General features: G+C 69.4%; 12 protein-coding genes and 1 pseudogene. 4 read left to right on the forward strand and 9 right to left on the reverse strand.

What is annotated here, in order from left to right:
• Positions 1–292: 292 nt before the first annotated feature.
• From IBL26_RS15440 to IBL26_RS15455, 4 genes and pseudogenes are all read right to left on the reverse strand, one after another.
• Positions 293–787, reverse strand: a pseudogene (locus IBL26_RS15440) (ABC transporter ATP-binding protein); the annotation flags it as partial.
• On the reverse strand, positions 784–2,580 hold the full coding sequence (locus IBL26_RS15445) for a branched-chain amino acid ABC transporter ATP-binding protein/permease (RefSeq protein WP_241749428.1): 1,797 nt from the start codon (positions 2,578–2,580) through the stop codon (positions 784–786). The pseudogene IBL26_RS15440 and the gene IBL26_RS15445, both read right to left, overlap by 4 nt.
• Positions 2,577–3,626, reverse strand: a complete 1,050-nt coding sequence (locus IBL26_RS15450; protein ID WP_194443611.1) for a branched-chain amino acid ABC transporter permease — start codon at positions 3,624–3,626, stop codon at positions 2,577–2,579. Before IBL26_RS15450 ends, IBL26_RS15445 begins: the two co-directional genes overlap by 4 nt.
• A 33-nt stretch (positions 3,627–3,659) precedes the next feature.
• The gene (locus IBL26_RS15455) at positions 3,660–4,811 is read right to left on the reverse strand and encodes an ABC transporter substrate-binding protein (protein WP_187785399.1); all 1,152 of its coding nucleotides are present in this window, start codon (positions 4,809–4,811) and stop codon (positions 3,660–3,662) included.
• Positions 4,812–5,013: 202 nt separating this feature from the next.
• Between IBL26_RS15455 and IBL26_RS15460 the strand changes: the two genes are divergently transcribed.
• A complete protein-coding gene (locus IBL26_RS15460; protein ID WP_187785400.1) occupies positions 5,014–5,622 on the forward strand; it encodes a TetR/AcrR family transcriptional regulator in 609 nt (202 codons plus the stop codon).
• A 326-nt stretch (positions 5,623–5,948) separates the two neighbouring features.
• Here the strand turns inward: IBL26_RS15460 and IBL26_RS15465 are convergent, their stop codons facing one another.
• On the reverse strand, positions 5,949–7,544 hold the full coding sequence (locus tag IBL26_RS15465) for an ABC transporter substrate-binding protein (RefSeq protein ID WP_187785401.1): 1,596 nt from the start codon (positions 7,542–7,544) through the stop codon (positions 5,949–5,951).
• Positions 7,545–7,761: 217 nt separating this feature from the next.
• Between IBL26_RS15465 and IBL26_RS15470 the strand changes: the two genes are divergently transcribed.
• From IBL26_RS15470 to mtgA, 3 genes are all read left to right on the forward strand, one after another.
• On the forward strand, positions 7,762–8,709 hold the full coding sequence (locus IBL26_RS15470) for a YihY/virulence factor BrkB family protein (protein ID WP_456316409.1): 948 nt from the start codon (positions 7,762–7,764) through the stop codon (positions 8,707–8,709).
• A 383-nt stretch (positions 8,710–9,092) separates the two neighbouring features.
• On the forward strand, positions 9,093–9,716 hold the full coding sequence (locus IBL26_RS15475) for a thermonuclease family protein (protein ID WP_187785403.1): 624 nt from the start codon (positions 9,093–9,095) through the stop codon (positions 9,714–9,716).
• Positions 9,716–10,390, forward strand: a complete 675-nt coding sequence (gene mtgA / locus IBL26_RS15480) for a monofunctional biosynthetic peptidoglycan transglycosylase (RefSeq protein ID WP_187785404.1) — start codon at positions 9,716–9,718, stop codon at positions 10,388–10,390. The genes IBL26_RS15475 and mtgA overlap by 1 nt, the downstream gene beginning before the upstream one ends.
• A gap of 264 nt (positions 10,391–10,654) precedes the next feature.
• Here the strand turns inward: mtgA and IBL26_RS15485 are convergent, their stop codons facing one another.
• The 4 genes from IBL26_RS15485 to IBL26_RS15500 all read right to left on the reverse strand — a co-directional run.
• A complete protein-coding gene (locus IBL26_RS15485; RefSeq protein WP_187785405.1) occupies positions 10,655–11,257 on the reverse strand; it encodes a DEAD/DEAH box helicase family protein in 603 nt (200 codons plus the stop codon).
• 77 nt (positions 11,258–11,334) lie between these two features.
• The gene (locus tag IBL26_RS15490; RefSeq protein ID WP_187785406.1) at positions 11,335–11,685 is read right to left on the reverse strand and encodes a hypothetical protein; all 351 of its coding nucleotides are present in this window, start codon (positions 11,683–11,685) and stop codon (positions 11,335–11,337) included.
• A gap of 542 nt (positions 11,686–12,227) precedes the next feature.
• Positions 12,228–14,318, reverse strand: a complete 2,091-nt coding sequence (locus IBL26_RS15495; RefSeq protein WP_187785407.1) for a hypothetical protein — start codon at positions 14,316–14,318, stop codon at positions 12,228–12,230.
• A partial coding sequence (locus IBL26_RS15500; RefSeq protein WP_187785408.1) for a DUF4159 domain-containing protein occupies positions 14,318–16,675 on the reverse strand: 2,358 nt, incomplete at its 5' end. The genes IBL26_RS15500 and IBL26_RS15495, both read right to left, overlap by 1 nt.

A 16,675-nucleotide genomic window follows, 5' to 3' on the forward strand; every position in this document is an offset into this window, starting at 1 on the left:
ATGGGGTCTGGGGAATTCCTTCCCCAGCCTTTGTGCTTCGCAGCTGGCCGGACGATCACACCGACACGGCAGACCGAACGCCCAGGTAGGATTCCACAATCCGCTGGTCCGCTTGCAACGCGTCCGGCTCGCCTTCCAGCATCACCCGGCCGCTTTCCAGCACGTAGCCGTAATCGGCGATGCGCAGCGCCGCACGGGCGTTCTGCTCCACCAGCAGGATGGAGACGCCGTTGTCCCGCAGGTTGGAGGCGGTTTGCAGGATCTCCCGCACGATCAGCGGGGCGAGGCCGAGGCTGGGTTCGTCCAGCATCAGCAGGCGGGGCTCGCCCATCAGCGCGCGGGCCATCGCCAGCATCTGCCGCTCGCCGCCGGAGAGGGTGCCCGCAAGCTGGCGGCGGCGTTCCTTCAGGCGGGGGAACAGCGCCCACATCTCGTTCAGCATCGGCTCGGCGCTGCCCTGGTGGCGCAGCCGGAAGCGGCCGAGGCGCAGGTTGTCCTCCACGCTCATGCTGTAGAACAACTCGCGCTTTTCCGGCACCAGGCTCAGCCCGTCATTGACGCGGGCCTCGACGCTCTCGCCGCCCAGGGCACGGCCGGCGAAGTGAATGGCGCCCCCTGCCGGTACCACGCCCATGATGGCGTTGAGCAGGGAGGATTTTCCGGCACCGTTCGGCCCCAGGATGGTGACGATGCTGCCCTTCGGCACGGACATCGAGACGTCGGAAACGGCGATGATTGCGTCATAGGCCACGTGCAGCGCCTGCACGTCCAGGATCGGCTGGGTCATGCGGCGGTTCCCAGATAGGCGTCGATGACGGCGGGGTTGCCCTGGATATCCTTGGGGCGGCCCTGCGCCAGCTCGGCACCGAAATTCATCACCACCAACCGGTCGGTCAGGTTCATGACGAAGTCCATGTCGTGCTCCACCAGCAGGATGGTCATGCCGTCCTGCCGCAGCCGGTCCAGCAACCTGGCCAGCGCTGCCTTTTCCAGGTGGCGCAGGCCGGCGGCAGGCTCGTCCAGCAACAGCAGCACCGGGTCCAGGCACAGCGCGCGGGCAATCTCCACCAGCCGCTGCTGGCCGAGCGAGAGGTCATCCGCCACCAGATGCGCGCATTGCGCCAGCCCGACGCGGTGCAACTGCTGCCAGGCCAGGGCGAAGATGCGGGCTTCCTCGGCCCGGTCCAGGTGAAGTGCGGCGCTCAGCGGCCCGGCGGCGCCGCGCAGGTGGGCGCCGAGCGCCACGTTGTCCAGCACCGACATGCCGCGCACCAGCTTCACGTGCTGGAAGGTGCGGGCCACGCCGCGGGTGGCGATGTGGCGCGCCGTGCTGCCGCAGATCTCCTCGCCCAGGAAAGCGACGTTGCCCTTGGTCGCGGCCAGAACGCCGGTCAGCAGGTTGAAGGTCGTGCTCTTGCCGGCGCCGTTGGGGCCGATCAGCCCCACCACCTCGCCGGCATTCAGCGTGAAGCCGACATTGTCCACCGCCACCAAGCCGCCGAACTGCTTGCGCAGCTCGCTGGCGCGCAGCACCTCCGCGCCACGGGCCGGCTGGGCGCGCAGCGGCAGTGGCGGGGCCTCGCTGATAGGCGGCACCGGCGCCTCGGCCGGCCTGGGCAGCAGGCGGGAGACCAGCTTCATCAGGTGCGGCCACAGCCCCTGCGGGGAGAATTGCAGGATCAGGATCAGCAGACCGCCGAATACGATGGTCTCGAAATTGCCCTGGGCGTTCAGCAGCCATGGCAGCAGCGTCTGCAACTGGTCCCGCAACAGGGTGACAATGGCGGCGCCCAGCAATGCACCGCCGATATTGTGCACGCCGCCCGCCACGGCCATCAGCAGGTAGTCGATGCTCATGTTGATGCCGAAGGGGGAGGGGTTCACCGCGCGTTGCAGATGGGCGTAGAGCCAGCCGGACAGCCCGGCCAGCACGCCGGCATAGACGAAGGCCAGCACGCGGGCATTGAAGGTGTTCACGCCGAAGGATTCGGCGGCCAGCGCGCCGCCACGCAGCGCCCGCACCGCGCGCCCGGCGCGGCTGTCCAGCAGGTTGCGCGTCAACAGGATGGCCAGCACGACGCAGGCGAGCACCAGCCAGTAGAAGTTCATGCTGCGGGCGAAGTCGATGCCGAACAGCGTGATGGCGGGGATGCCGCTGATGCCGTCATTGCGCTGGAAGAAGTCCAGATTGCCTGCCAGGTAGAAGAAGCTGACATTCCAGGCGATGGTGGCGATGGCCAGGTAGTGCCCCTTCAGCCGCAGCGTGATGGCGCCGATGCCCCAGGCCAGCAGGCCGGAGACGACCAGCGCGACCGGAAGCGTCGCCCAGGGGGAGAAGCCATAGCGCGTGGTCAGGATGGCCGTGGTGTAGGCACCGAAGCCGACGAACATCGCCTGGCCAAAGGAGGTCAGCCCGGCCACGCCCACCAGCACCACCAGGCCCAGCGCCACCAGCGCGGACAGCCCGATATAGCTGAGCAGCGTGACCCAGAAGGGCGGGAAGCCCGGCAGCAGCGGCGCCAGGATGGCGAGTGCGAGCAGCAGCAGCGCCACGGCGCGGTGGGCGGCGGACATGCTCATTCCTCCCCTTCATCCAGCAGCGCGGGTGTGCGCCAGGAGCGCCACAGCAGCACCGGGATGATGATCATGAACACCAGGACTTCCTTGAAGGCGCTGGCATGGAAGGAGGCGAAGCTCTCGACGAGGCCGATCAGGATGGCGCTGGCGGCGGCCAGCGGGTAGCTGACCAGCCCGCCGATCACCGCGGCGACGAAGCCCTTCAGGGCGATCAGGAAGCCGGTGTCGTAGTAGATCGTGGTCATGGCCGAGATCAGGATGCCGCCCAGCGCGCCGATGCTGGCCGCCAGGGTGAAGGCCACATGGCCGCACAGCGCCGGGGAGATGGCGACCAGCTGGGCGCCCAGCCGGTTCACCGCCGTGGCCCGCAGCGCGCGGCCCATCAGCGTCCGCTCGAAGAACAGGAACAGCGCCACGATCAGCGCCAGCGTCACCAGCACCACCACGATGGACTGCCCGCTGATGAACAGCGGCCCGATCTCCAGCGTCGTGTCCGCCAGGCTCTGGGTGCGGGAGCCCTCCGAGCCGAAGAACACCAGCCCGAGGCCCTGCAACGCCAAGTGCAGCGCCACGGAGACGATCAGCAGCACCAGCACGCTGGCATCGGCCATCGGCCGGTAGACGACGTCGTAGAGATACGGCCCCATCGGCGCCACGATGGCCAGCGCCACCAGCACCTTGACGAGTTGCGGCGCCTGCCAGTGGATGCAGGCCCAGGCCAGGCCCGCCACCACCACCGGCAGCAGCAACGATGTTCCGATCTGCCAGGCGACCGAGCGCATCGTCGCGTGGCGGCGGGAGGCCCAGAGCCGGCAGGCGGCGGAGGCAACGCCCAGGATGCCCAGCAGCCACACCGTGCCCGGCAGCGTGCCGGTCTCCAGCGCCGCCAGGGTCAGTGCGCCAAAGGCGACGAACTCGCCGATCGGCACCAGGATGACGCGGGTGACGGTGAAGACGATGACAAGCGCCAGGGCGAGAAGGCCGTAGATGGCACCGTTGACGATGCCATCCTGGACGAGAACGAGAAGAATCGAGAGGTCCACGGCCATTCCCCGGCGATGGTCAGGACGACAGGAGCCGGCTTACCGCGGCAGCGCTTGCCAGGTGCCATCCTTGATGATGGCCATCACGCGCGCCCGCTCATCCTGGCCGACATGGTCGGTGGCGGACATGTTGGCGACGCCGTTGACGTAGGTGACGTCCCGCAACCCCTCCAGCGCATCGCGCAGGGCGGTGCGGAACTCCGGCGTGCCCGGCTGCGCGGTGCGCAGCGCCACCGGCAGGGCGCGCTGCAACAGCAACCCGGCATCGTAGGCATAGGACCCGAAGGCGGAGACGCTGTTGGCGCCATGCGCCGCCTCATAGGCATCGCGGTACTGGCGGGCGATGGTGCGCGAAGGATGGTTCTCGGGCAGTTGGTCGGCCACCGTCACCGGCGCCACCGGCAGCACGGTGCCTTCCACGTCACGCCCGCCGACGCGCAGGAAATCCGCGTTGGCGACGCCATGCGTCTGGTACATCGGGCCGCGATAGCCACGCTCCCGCAGCGCCTTGGCTGGCAACGCGGCCGGTGTGCCGGCGGAGATGATGAACACCGCGTCCGGCCGCGCCGACAGCACCTTCAGCGTCTGGCCGGTGGCGCTGGTATCGGTGCGGGCATAACGCTCGGTGGCGACGACGCGGATACCGCGCGCCTCCAGCAGCGGCGCCATAATGCCGAGCCAGCCATCGCCATAGGAATCACTGACGGCGATGACGCCGAGGGACTTCACCCCGGCCGCGGCCATGTGCTCCACCACCGCGCCGGCCATCAGCGCATCGTTCTGCGCGGTCTTGAACACCCAGCGGCGGCGCTCATCCACGGGCGTCACGATGGCGGCGGAACCGGCCAGCGAGATCATCGGGATGCGCTGCTCGGCCGCGACCTCCACCATGGCGATCGAGGCGGGGGTGACGGTGGAGCCGATGATGGCATCGACCCGGTTGTCGCTGATCAGCTTGCGCATGTTGGTGACGGCGCGGGTGGTGTCCGACCCGTCGTCCAGCACGATCCATTCGATGGGCCGGCCTTCGATCTCGCGCGGCAGCAGGCGGATGGAACGGCCTTCAGGAATGCCCAGGGAGGCGCCAGGCCCGGTTTCGGAGATGACGACGCCGACCCGCACGGGATCGGCCGCCTGCGCGGCCGTGGTGAGACCGAGCGCCAGCATCAGGCCGGCGGCAAGCTTCCGCATCGACTTTCCCTCCTTGGACATTGTGGGAGCTTCTGGGGCCCCATACAGTCTGGAGAATTGACCAGCCGGTCGGTCAAATCAAGGTCTTTCCGGGTCGGTTCCAGGGTTGCATTCACCGACCGAACGGTCACTAAATTATGCGGGCGCTACCGGCGCCCCAAGCAGGAACCAGGCCGCAGAGCGGTCTGCGCAGGGGTGGGGCATGGCTCGGACACGGGCAGATGATTACGACGAGAAGCGGCGGCAGATGCTGAAGAATGCCGCCAGCCTGTTCGCGCGGCACGGCTTCACCGGCACCTCCATCACCATGGTGGCGAATGCCTGCGGCGTCTCCAAGGCGTTGCTCTACCATTACTATGAGTCGAAGGAGGAAGTGCTCTTCGACATTCTCCAGTTGCACCTGGAAACGCTGCTGGAAACGGTGGACCAGGCCTTCGCCTCCACCACTGAACCACGCGCCCGCCTGCACGCGCTCTCCGCCGCCCTGCTGGAAACCTATCGGGACGCGGATGCCGAACACCAGATCCAGATCGCCAACCTCCAGCTGTTGCCGGAAGAAAAGCAGGCCACGTTGCGGGAGCTGGAGCGCCGCATCGTCGCCCTCTTCGCCGAAGCGATCGGCGAGGCGCTGCCCGAGGTCAAGGGCAGCCGCGTGCTGCTCAAGCCGCTGACCATGTCGCTCTTCGGCATGCTGAACTGGAGCTACCTGTGGTTCCGCGACGGCCGCGGCCTGACCCGCGAAGCCTATGCCCGCCTGGCGACCGAGCTGCTGCTGGCCGGCGCCACGCGCGCGGTGGCGGAGGTGGATTGAAGGGCTTGGCCTGGGAAAGGTGAGGGTAAGGCCGGGGAAAGAATTCCCCGGGCCCCTTCTTTTTTTCTGCGAGTCTGCGTCTCGCTAGAGGCGATGAGCGGACGCTGCTTGATGATTCTAAAGAGGCCACAAGTACTGAACCGTTAGTCGCCAGCGGTCTAGGACCTCCGGCGCACCCAGCCGTCTTCCAAGGCCGCCCCATCAACAGGTCCGCCTGAAAACTCGAAAAGAGAAAGAAGGGGTCCGGGGAATTCCTTCCCCGGCCTTCCTTACCTTCCCAGCCTGAAACTAAACCGCACCACCCGGGATGCGACGACATCCAGGCATCACACGCGCTTGGCATTCCAGAACAGGTAGGTCCCGCGCACGATGTCCTGCAGATTGCTCCGCCAGGCGCTGTCGTAGAAGTACTGGCCGGTCGGCAGGTACGGGACCTCGTCCAGTGCCGCCAGTTGCAGGTCGGCGGCGATCTTCTTCTGCGTGGCCTGGTCCGGCGCATCCAGCCAGGCGGCACGCAGCGTCTCGATGCGGGGGATGTCCGGCCAACCGAAGAAGGCCTTGTCGCCATTGGCGCGCAGCACTTGTTCGACCATCGGGTTCAGCATGTCCACGCCGTTCCAGGTGGTATGGAACATGTTCCAGCCGCCCTGGCTGGGCAGCGCCTTGCTGGCGCGGCGCTGTACCACGGTGCCCCAGTCGGCCAGCACGTAGTCCACCTCCATGCCCAGCTTCACCAACAGGTCGCGCCCCACCTCGCCGAGGGCGTTGAGGATGGGATTATCGCTGGCGGCCATCAGGACCACCTTCTCCCCGTTGTAGCTGGATTGCTTCAGCATCTGCCGGGCGCGTTCCAGGTTGCGCGGTTCGGCCAGCCGCTCCAGTCCCGCATCGGTCGCCATCGGCGTCTCGGGCGTGAAGATGCCGACGCCGGCGCGCATCATGCTCGGGTCCGTGCCCGCCGCCGCCGTCATGAAATCGGTCTGGGAGGACGCCATCAGCACGGCTTGCCGCACGCGCACGTCGTTGAAGGGCGGGTGCAGGTGGTTGAAGATGCCGCTCCCCAGGCCGCCTTGCTCGACAATGCGATCCGTCACCACGTTGCGGTTGCGCTTCAGCACCGGCAGCAGGTCGTTGGGCGGGTTCTCCCACCAATCCACCTCGCCATTGCCCAGTGCGGCCACGGCGGTGCCGGGGTCCGGCATCACCAGCCATTCAACGCGGTCGAAATTCACCTGCTTGGGGCCGGCGGCGTGCTCGGCCCGGCCGGGGCGGGGCACGTAGTCCGGGTTGCGCTCATATACCACGCGGGCGCCGACAATGCGTTCATCCGCCTTCCAGCGGAACGGGCCGGAGCCGATCATCTCGCTGATCGGCTTGAACGGATCGGTATTCGCCAGCCGCTCCGGCATGATCACCAGCGCCGGCGGGCCCAGCTTGGCCAGCGTGTCCAGCATCAGCCCATAGGGGCGGCTGAGCCGGATAGTGAAGACGCGGTCCTCAGGGGAGGCCATCTCCTCCACCCGCGCCATCAGCGCCTGGCCCAGCGTATCCCGCGCCGCCCAGCGCTTGATGGAGGCGATGCAGTCCCGCCCGCGCACTGGCTCCCCATCATGGAACCTCAGGCCCTCGCGCAGGCGGAAGGTCCATAGCTTGCCGTCATTGCCGACCGTATGACCCTCGACCATCTGCGGCTGCGGCTGCAGCTCGGCATCCAGGCCATAGAGCTGGTCCCACAGCATCATGGCATGGTGGCGGGTAATGTAGGCGGTGGTCAGCACCGGGTCGGTGACGGTGACATCGGCCTGCGGCACGAATTTCAGCACGCCGCCGCCGGCGGCCAAGGCGGGGCGGGCCAACAGGCCGGGCGCCGCTGGAATGGCGGCTGCGAGGGCCGCACCCTTCAGCAAGTCACGTCGCAACATGGTCCATCTCCCGGAGATCATCCGATGAAGCCATGCCGTGTGCGGGGCGTTGCTGTTCCTCTTGCCGGTTAGCTGACCGTGAAACCGCGCGGCTGGCAAGTTGGATTTCGCTGGCTGCTTGTTGCGCCGGCACCACACCGCCGCGCTTCCGTGCTCCCGCCCGCAACCAGGGGTGCTAGGCTGCCGTTTCGCAGCGGAATGCAAGGCAGGGCGGATGGTGAGGCGGCGCACGCGCAAGCTCTGGTGGCTGACACGGCAGACCGTTCTGGGCTTCATCGAGGATGAGGCCCTCAGCCGGGGCGCCGCCATCGCCTTCTATACCGTCACTTCCCTGGCACCCGTGCTGATCATCGCCGTTGCCATCGCCGGCATCGCCTTTGGCGAGGACGCCGCGCGCGGGGCTGTGGTCGAACAACTGGGCGGCCTGATGGGGCAGGCGGGGGCGGAGGTGGTGCAAGGCATCATCCGCAGCGCCGCCAACCCGTCCACCGGGCGCCTGGCCAGCATCATCGGCCTGGCGACGCTGATCATCACCGCCAGCGGCGTGTTCAGCGAGATTCAGGCCAGCCTCAACAAGATCTGGAAGGCGGAGGTCACCGGCATCACCGTTTCCTCCCTGCTGCGGGCAAGGGCGCTCAGCCTGGGCCTGGTGGCGGCGCTGGGCTTTCTGCTGCTGGTCTCCCTGGTCATCAGCGCCCTGCTGTCCGGGTTGCGGGACGCGCTGAACAGCTCGGTGCCGGATATTGCCGCGGCCGTACGCTGGGCGAACACCATCATCTCCTTCCTGCTGATCTCGCTGCTCTTCGCGGCCATCTACAAGTTCCTGCCGGACCGTCGGCTGGAATGGCGGGATGTCGGCGTGGGCGCCATCGTCACCGCCCTGCTGTTCAACCTGGGCAAGTTCCTCATCGGTCTCTATCTCGGCCGCAGCGCCATCGGCTCCGCCTACGGCGCGGCCGGCTCGGCGGTCATCGTGCTGCTGTGGATCTACTATTCGGCGCAGATCTTCCTGCTGGGGGCCGAATTCACCAAGGCCTACGCCATGTGGCGGGATTCCGAGGCCTGGGACCTGCAGGAAGACCCCCGCGCAGCCAACCGGGCACTCCTCGGCCACGCCGCGCCCGGCCCGGCACGCCCCCGCCTGAATATTCCGCCGGCTTCGTGAAGGGTGGGGGCGCGGGAAGGCTGGGGAATGAATTCCCCAGACCCCTTCTTTTTTCTGCGAGTTTGGCGTGGCGCTGCAGCGCTGAGAGCGGACGCTCCACGATGATTTTTGTTAATGGGCACAAGCGCTGAACCGTCAGTCGCCGGAGGTCCATGACCTCTGGCGCACCCAGCCGTAGCTGAAGCACGCCAGCTCAACAGCCCAGCCACAAGAAACTCGAAAAAGAAAGAAGGGGTCCGGGAAATTCTTTCCCCGGCCTTCACCTTCATCCGGCGCACCCCCGCAAGGCACCATCCCGGCATGGATGTGACGTGCGGTGGTGCCGTTGCCGTGGCAGAAGACCCCATCATGAGTACGCCGATTCCTTTCTGTGCGGTCCTGGCATGAACCTGGGCCGATCCGCAGCACCCGTGGTGGTGCTGGTTGCCGCCATCGCCGGCTTGTTCGGCACAGGTCAGATCAGCGAAGCGGGGCTGGAGCGGGTGGCCAGGGCCACCTGGCGCGTCGTCACCAGCTTCCAGCAGGGCGAATTCCCGTCCCGCACGCCGCGGGAAGCGGGGGCGCCGCTGACGGGCCGCCCCCGGATCATCGATGGCGATACGCTGGACCTCGGCCAGACGCGCATCCGCATGCAGGGTATCGACGCCCTGGAGCATGACCAGCGCTGCACCCGGCGCGGTGAGGGAAGCTACGAATGCGGCAACGCCGGGCGGGATGCGCTGATCGCCCTGGTCGGCGGCCGTACCGTGACCTGCACCCCTGACGGCACGGAAACCTATGGCCGTGTCGTCGCCGTATGCACCGTGCCGGCGCAGGGTGGCGGCGTGCTGGATTTGAACGGCGCCATGGTCCGCAGCGGCTATGCCTTCGATTGCCCGCGCTTCTCTAACGGCCGCTATGCTGATGAGGAACGGGCCGCCAAGGCCGCCGGGGCCGGCGCCTGGGCCGGGCGGTTCGACTTCCCCTGGGCGCACCGGGACCGCGCCAACGCCTGCGGGCGCGGCTGATGCGGTGGCGCCTGCCGCGCTGGCTGAAGCGCCTGCTGCTGGTGCTGCTGCTGGCGCCGCCGGCGCTGATCCTGGTGTTCCGCTTCGTCCCGGTGCCGGTCACGCCGCTGATGCTGCTGCGTGCCGCCCAGGGCTACGGCCTGCAGAAGGACTGGGTATCCTACGACCGAATCGACCCCGCCCTGGCCCGCTCCGTCATCGCATCCGAGGACAACCGCTTCTGCGAGCAATGGCTGGGCTTCGACTTCCCCGCGCTGCGTGGCCAGGTGACCGCCGCGCTGGAGGGGGACCGCCCGCGCGGCGCCAGCACCATCACCATGCAGGTGGCGAAGAACCTGTTCCTTTGGCCGGGGCGGGACCCGCTGCGGAAGGTGCTGGAGGCCTGGCTGACGCCCCAGGTCGCGCTGCTCTGGCCCCGGCGGCGGGTGCTGGAAGTCTATCTGAACATCGTTGAATTCGGCCCAGGCCTCTATGGGGCGGAGGCCGCGTCCCAGGCCTTCTTCAACCGCCCCGCCGCCAACCTGACCGATGCCCAGGCCGCACGCCTGGCGGTGGTGCTGCCCAACCCGTTGGAATGGTCCGCCAGCCAGCCGGGGCCCTACGTGCAGTCCCGCGCCGAAACCATCCGTCGCCGGGTTGGCCAGTTGGGTGAGCTGACGCACTGCGCGGGATGACGTGGAGAAAGGCGGGAGAAAGGAATTTCCCACGCCCCATCTTCTTCTTGCGGTGTGTGGTCGCCGGGACTTGGTCCAGCGCTGGCGAGGCGCTGAGGCACTCGCGGCTGACAGTGCTGTTTCGAAAGCCGTGGGTAGCTTCCGTATCAGCCATCTAACGTAGAGGGCCATTCTGCTGCCGGCCGGCCCAAAACCCTTGCCAGCCACCAGTCAGGCCGCCGGCAGGTACGACGCCCCACCGGCATTGTCTGGCTTATGCGAAGTTCAGCCGCCGCGCCCGGCGTCGAAGCCCAGGAAGCCCACATCCGGCTGCGCCGCACCACCGCCCACTGGCGGGCGCGGGGCGGCCGGCCGCTCGGCCTGGGTCGCGCGGGGGGCCGGGACTTCACGCCGTGCCGGCACGCGGGACGCGCTGGGCGGCGGCGGGGCCGAACGGCCCAGACCTTGAGGCGGCGGGGCCGGCGGGGCGGACATGCCCGGCCCGCGCGCCGACAGCAGGAAGAAGGCGATGTCGTTCCGCTGCTGGTCCACCGCCGATTCCAGCGGCGTCAGCCCCAGCACGTTGCGCGAGTTCAGGTCCGCACCGCGGGAGACCGCATCGCGTGCACTGACGATGTCACCCCGGTTGATCGAGTCGAACAACTGCTCGTTGGGCCCGAGATTGTTGAAATTGGCGTCCGGCGGAATGGCCGGCGCCGGGGTGCGCGCGGCCAGGCCGGGCAGCGCCGGCGGCGGAGCGGCGGGCGTGCCGGAACTCGGCGGCGGCGTCATCGGACCACGCTGTGCCATGGCGGGCATGGCCAGCGCCATCGGCGCAGCCAGGGCAGCAAGGGAAAGGAAGCGGGCAACGGGCGTGGAACGGCGCATGGAGGCACCTTTTAAAGCCAAATCAGGCCAGAGGGAAATCAGATCAAAGCGAAGCGTCGCCATCCTGGCCGGGCCGCCTACCGGCAACCTTGGCCATTGAGGGTGAAGCTCTCCACCCGCTGTTCACGCAGCGCGAAGGTGATCTGGCAACTGACCTCGGCAAAGCTGGCGGGCGGCACGTTCCAGACGCTGTAACGTGGCCCCCAGAAGAACGGGTCCGGCTGAGACACGGCAATGGTGCTGCGCTGCTCGAACTGCAGGAAGCGCCGCCCCTCCGTCTCATAGCTGCGCAACGGCACGCCGAGCCCCGCCACCAGGTCACCCTCGCTGCGCCCGATATAGGCGGACAGGCGCTGGTCCAGCGTCGGCCCCACCGCGCAGGCGGCCAGGGCCAAGGGCAACATCACTGCGGCCATATTCAAGCGCATGGCGGGTTCCTCCGTTCCTGGAGATAGGAAGGCAGGAAGGTGGCCGTAAAGAGGCGGCCCCTACTGTTTTCAGGCGGTTTTCGCGCAATCCGCAGAGGAGGCCAGCCAGCCGGCATATGGCTGCGACAACCGCTCAGTCGATGCCGAGAGGCGGTGGGTTCGCGAGCCTGGAGAAAGCAAGGCCGGGGAAGGAATTCCCCGGACCCCATCTTTTGTCTGCGAGTTTGGCGTGGCGCGATAGGATTAAGGACGGGCGCTTTTCATGGATTTCGATCATGGGCCGCATGGGCTGAATCGTCAGTCGCCGGAGGTCTGGGACCTCCGGCGCACGCAGCCGTCTCCTAAGACCGTGCCCTCAGCAGCCAAGCCCGCAAAACTCGAAAAAGAAAAGGAGGGCTCCGGGGAATTCCTTCCCCGGCCTTCTTCCAGGCCGCAGGCGCTAGAGCAAATCTCCATCAGGTAGAATCACCTGATGGGGTGAATTTTCTCTTCAAAACAACAAGCTAGAGCATTGAAGTGAGCCTGTGCGAACGGAAAATGCTCTAACGCCCTTCGCGGCTCCAGGCCACCAGGGCCACCCCGAGCACCAGCGGCAGCGCCAGCCAGGGCGGCAGCAGCGGTGTCGCGGCGATGCCGGTCACGATATGGTCCTGGTTGCGGCGTAGCCCCAGCCAGTTGCCAGTGGGCGAGGCCATGTCCCGCCCGGCCGCCACGCGGCGCAGTTCGGGCACGGCGGGTTGGGCCCCGGTGCCCAGCCAGCGCACGCCACCGCCTTGCATCACCGGGGCCAGCCTGGTTGGGTCGGCCCGCAGGTCGGCGATTTCCAGCGGGTTGGCGGCGCCGGCCGCGGCGAAGGCGGTGCGGCGGCCGTCCGTGGCCTGCCAGACGCCGGGCAAGGTGGCCGGCAGGCTCAGCACGGCGCGGCCGCCGCTTTCCGCCTGGGCAGCCTGCCGGGTGACACTGCCGTCCGGCGCGGTGACGGTAATCTCGGGTGGCGGCCCGGCCTCGACGCTGCGGCGGACGACGCTGAGCGTGCCGGCCTCGATGCGGGCGAGGAGGTCTTCCTCCTCCAATTCCGGCTCTTTCATCAGCCAGTGGGCGGCGCGGCGCAGCAGCTCGGCCTGCGGCCCGCCGCCGTCATGGCCGCGCGCCCACAGCCAGATCTGGTCGGACAGCAGCAGCGCCACGCGGCCTTCGCCGACGCGGTCCAGCTGCAGCAATGGCGTGCCGTCGGGGCTGTCCATCACCGTCGTGCCGCTTTGCGGGCCGGCACGTAGGTGGCGGTACCAGCGGCCCCATTGCGGCTGGGTGGTGGCGGTATTGGCGCCGGTCAGGCCCTGGGTCACTGGGTGGCGGGCGCCTTCCTCGGTCACGCGCGGTCGGAAGGCGCCCTCGGCCAGGCCGTCCTGGCCGCTATAGGGCCGGGCGGGCAGCACCGTGCCCAGCGGCGTGTTGGCCAGGCTGCTGGCACCAAGGAATTCTGGCCCCACTGAGAGCAGCAGCGCCCCGCCGCCACGCACATAGTCGGCGATGTTGCGCAGATAGGTCGGCGGCAGGATGCCGCGGTTGGAAAAGCGGTCGAACACGATCAGGTCGAACTCGCGCAGCTTGACCTGGAACAGCTCCCGCACCGGGAAGGCGATCAGCGCCAGCTCGTTCAGCGGCGTCAGGTCGTCCTTCTCGGGCGGCCGCAGAATGGTGAAGTGGACGAGGTCGACATTCGGGTCGGCCTTCAGCAGGCGCCGCCAGGTGCGCTCGCCCGAATGCGGCTCGCCGGAGACCAGCAGCACCCGCAGCCGGTCCCGCACGCCGTTGACGGTGACGACGGCGCGGTTGTTCAGGGTGGAGACCTCGCCCGGCCGTTCCTCCGCCGCCACTTCCACCACGGTCGGGCCGCCACGCTCGATGGGAATGGTGATGCGGTGTTCGCGGCCCAGCGGGACGCTCTCGGTACGCGGCGGGGTGCCGTCGCGGCGGATGGTCAGCCGCACGGCGCCATTGGCCTCGCTGGCGGGGACGCCGAGATCCTCCACCGCCACCCGCAGCTCGACGCTGCGGCCGACGATGCCGAAGCCGGGCGCCTCGATCACGCGGATGCGGCGGTCCACCTCGCCGGCGCTGCCGGGCAGGATGGTGTGGAAGGGGGCGTCGTAGCTGGGGGCGGCGGGAATATCGTGCGCCTGCCCGTCGGTCAGGGCGAGGATGCCGGCCAGCCGGGCGCGGGGGATATCCGCCAGGGCGCGGTCGATGGCGGACATCAGCCGCGTGCCCTGGTTGCCGCCTTCCGGAACATCCAGGGTCCGCAGCTCCAGGTCGGGGAAGCGGGCGGCCTCGGCCTCCAGGGCGGTGCGTGCGGCGTCCATCTGGGCGCCACGGGTGCCGATGCGGGCACTGTCGCTACGGTCCTGCACCAGCAGGGCGATATCCGGCCGTCCCTCACGCGATTCCTGCACCAGCCGCGGATTGGCCAGTACCAGCAGCAGCAGGGCGAAGGAGAGTGCGCGCCACCACACGCCACGCGCCCGGCGCCACAGCGCCGGCACCAGCGCCAGCAGCGCCAGGGCCGCCAGGGCGCCCAGCAGCCAGAACGGCAGGATCGGCGCGAAGTCGATGCCGGAGAGCGCGCTTTGCATCAGTTGCCCAGCCTTTCCAGGATGGCGGGGACATGCACCTGGTCGCCCTTGTAGTTGCCGGTCAGCGCGTACATCACCAGGTTGACGCCGAAGCGGTAGGCCAGCGTCCGCTGCCGCGCGCCACCGGGGATGACGGCGCGGGTATTGCCGCCCCGGCCATCCACCGCCCAGGCGCCTGCCCAGTCATGCCCGCCGATGATGACGGGGCTGACGCTGTCATTTGCCCGGTCCTGCTCCCGCGAGACCCAGACCTGGCCGCCGGCGAAGCGCCCGGGCAGGTCCTGCAGCAGGTAGAAGCTGCGCGTCAGCACATGCTCGCTGGTCACGGGGGCCAGAGGCGGGATGGCCAGGTCCCGCGTCACGCGCTGCAGGGCTTCCTGCGCACCGGGTGCGAAGCCCTCGCCCGAGCCCTCGTTGCGGGTGTCAATCAGGATGATGCCGCCATTGCTCATATACTGGTTCAGCGCCGCCACGGCGGCGGGGGAGGGTGCCTGCGCCTCTGGCAGGATGGCCCAGTACAGCAGCGGCAGCACGGAGAGGTCGTCCTGCCCCGGGCGCACCGCCACCGGCTCGCCCAGCGCGGCGGCGGTGCGGCGGTTGACGTATTCGGACAGCCCGGCCAGCCCCTGCCGCACCGCCTCGTCGGCCGACGAATCCTCGGTGGCGATGTAGCCGATGCGGGTTACCAGCGGCATCTCGCCGGGCGGGGCGCTGCCCTGTGCGGCGGCGGCCAACGGCGCCAGCAGCACCAGGGCCAGCAGCGATGCGATGGCGCCGGCCCGCGCGGCCGGGCGGCCAAGCAGGCCGCGCTGCACCAGGGAGAGCACGAGGTCTACCGCCAGCAGCAGCAGCGCCGCCCCCAGCAGCCAGGGGCCGAGGTCACGCTCCGCCGGCACGCCGCCGATGGCCTGCAACGCGGTGCCGGCCGGCGGCGCCGCCATGGCACGCGGGGCCGGCAGGCTGGCGGAGAGGTTCAGGGCGCGGCGCTCCCCGCCCTCGCCCGGCACGCCGTACCAGCCGGGTGGGTGGCGCGGGCCGGGGATGGTGTCGGCGAAGGCCGGCGCGGCGATGGCCGCGACGCCGCCCGGCGCCGGCCCCAGCCGCCCGAAGCCATCCATGGTCTCGATCGGCGCCAGCGGCGCGCCGCCCTCCGCCCCAGCGACGCCGGAGGACAGTGCGACGATCCGCCGCAGCATGTCTGGGAACAGGCCGGAGAGTGGCAGGTTGGACCATTCGGCATTGGCGGTGACATGGAACAGCACGATGCGCCCGGCACCGCGCGTCTCGGCGGTCACCAAGGGCGTGCCGTCGGCCAATCGGGCCCAGCTGCGCTCGGTCAGGCGCGGGTCGGGCTCGGCCAGCACCTGGGTGGTGACGGTCACTTCCGGCGGCGGCGCCAACCCGGCGAAAGGCGAGGTATCGGGGAAAGCCGCCATGTCCTGCGGCTGCTCCCAGGAAAGCGAGCCGCCCAGCTGCCGCTCCCCGGCGCGCAGCCGCACCGGCAGCAGTGGGTCCGGGCTCTCGGCCAGCCGGGGGCCGGCGAAGCGCACCAGCGTGCCGCCGGCGCGCACCCATTCCTCCAGCGCCTGCCGTTCCCGCCCGTCCTGCACCGGGCGGTCGGCCAGCACCAGCACGGAGAGCTGGCGGGCCAGCAACTGCTCCACGCTGCCCGCGCGCAGCTCGGCGGTGGGGGAGAGCGCGCGCTCCAGATAGTACAGCGCGCCGATCAGCGGCGTGTCGGTGCCCGCCTCGGTCGGGCCGATCAGGCCGACGGGGCGGCGGCGGAAGCGCTCGTCCAGCAGCACGGCGCTGCCGGCGCTGTCCTCGCCGTCGATCTCCAGCCGCACCACCTGGTTGCGGATTTCCAGCGGCAGCTCCAGCGCCGCTTCTCCGGCGGTGGCGCCACCCGGCAGGTCGATGGCGGCGCTGGCCAGGGCGCGCCCGTCGCCGGTGCGGGCCAGCACGGTGGCCTGGCCGCCGGCGGGCGCGGGGGTCTGGCGCAGGGTCAGCAGTAGCCGGTCCGGCTCGGCGCGCGGTGGCAGCAGCAGGCGCGCGGCACGGCCCTCGGCCCGTGCCAGGGTCAGCGGCCCCGCCGAGGCAAGGGCGGTGGCCAGCGGCGTGGTGCTGTCACCTTCTGCCTGGTGGTCGACGCCATCGGCCAGCCACAGCGCGGTCATGGCGCCGGGATGCGCCTCCCGCCACGCCTGGAAGCCGGCCAGGGCGGCGGCGCGATCCGGCGCCCAGGGCTTGGGGCGCAGGGCGGCCAGGCGGGCGCGCAGTTCCTCGGCCGGCATCAGCGCGGTGGGGCGGCCGCTCTCCGGCGTGCCGGTAGGGGCGGTGGTCAGCAGGGCGGCGCG

Origin of the sequence: Teichococcus aerophilus, from assembly GCF_014490485.1 — a bacterium.
Taxonomy (GTDB): domain Bacteria; phylum Pseudomonadota; class Alphaproteobacteria; order Acetobacterales; family Acetobacteraceae; genus Pseudoroseomonas; species Pseudoroseomonas aerophila.

Coding starts and splice junctions, on each gene's coding strand:
- IBL26_RS15450 (WP_194443611.1), bottom strand. CDS start 3,626: ATGGCCGTGGACCTCTCGATTCTTCTCGTTCTCGTCCAGGATGGCATC.
- IBL26_RS15490 (WP_187785406.1), bottom strand. CDS start 11,685: ATGCGCTTGAATATGGCCGCAGTGATGTTGCCCTTGGCCCTGGCCGCC.
- IBL26_RS15475 (WP_187785403.1), top strand. CDS start 9,093: ATGAACCTGGGCCGATCCGCAGCACCCGTGGTGGTGCTGGTTGCCGCC.
- IBL26_RS15465 (WP_187785401.1), bottom strand. CDS start 7,544: ATGTTGCGACGTGACTTGCTGAAGGGTGCGGCCCTCGCAGCCGCCATT.
- IBL26_RS15460 (WP_187785400.1), top strand. CDS start 5,014: ATGGCTCGGACACGGGCAGATGATTACGACGAGAAGCGGCGGCAGATG.
- IBL26_RS15495 (WP_187785407.1), bottom strand. CDS start 14,318: ATGCAAAGCGCGCTCTCCGGCATCGACTTCGCGCCGATCCTGCCGTTC.
- IBL26_RS15455 (WP_187785399.1), bottom strand. CDS start 4,811: ATGCGGAAGCTTGCCGCCGGCCTGATGCTGGCGCTCGGTCTCACCACG.
- IBL26_RS15485 (WP_187785405.1), bottom strand. CDS start 11,257: ATGCGCCGTTCCACGCCCGTTGCCCGCTTCCTTTCCCTTGCTGCCCTG.
- IBL26_RS15445 (WP_241749428.1), bottom strand. CDS start 2,580: ATGAGCATGTCCGCCGCCCACCGCGCCGTGGCGCTGCTGCTGCTCGCA.
- mtgA (WP_187785404.1), top strand. CDS start 9,716: ATGCGGTGGCGCCTGCCGCGCTGGCTGAAGCGCCTGCTGCTGGTGCTG.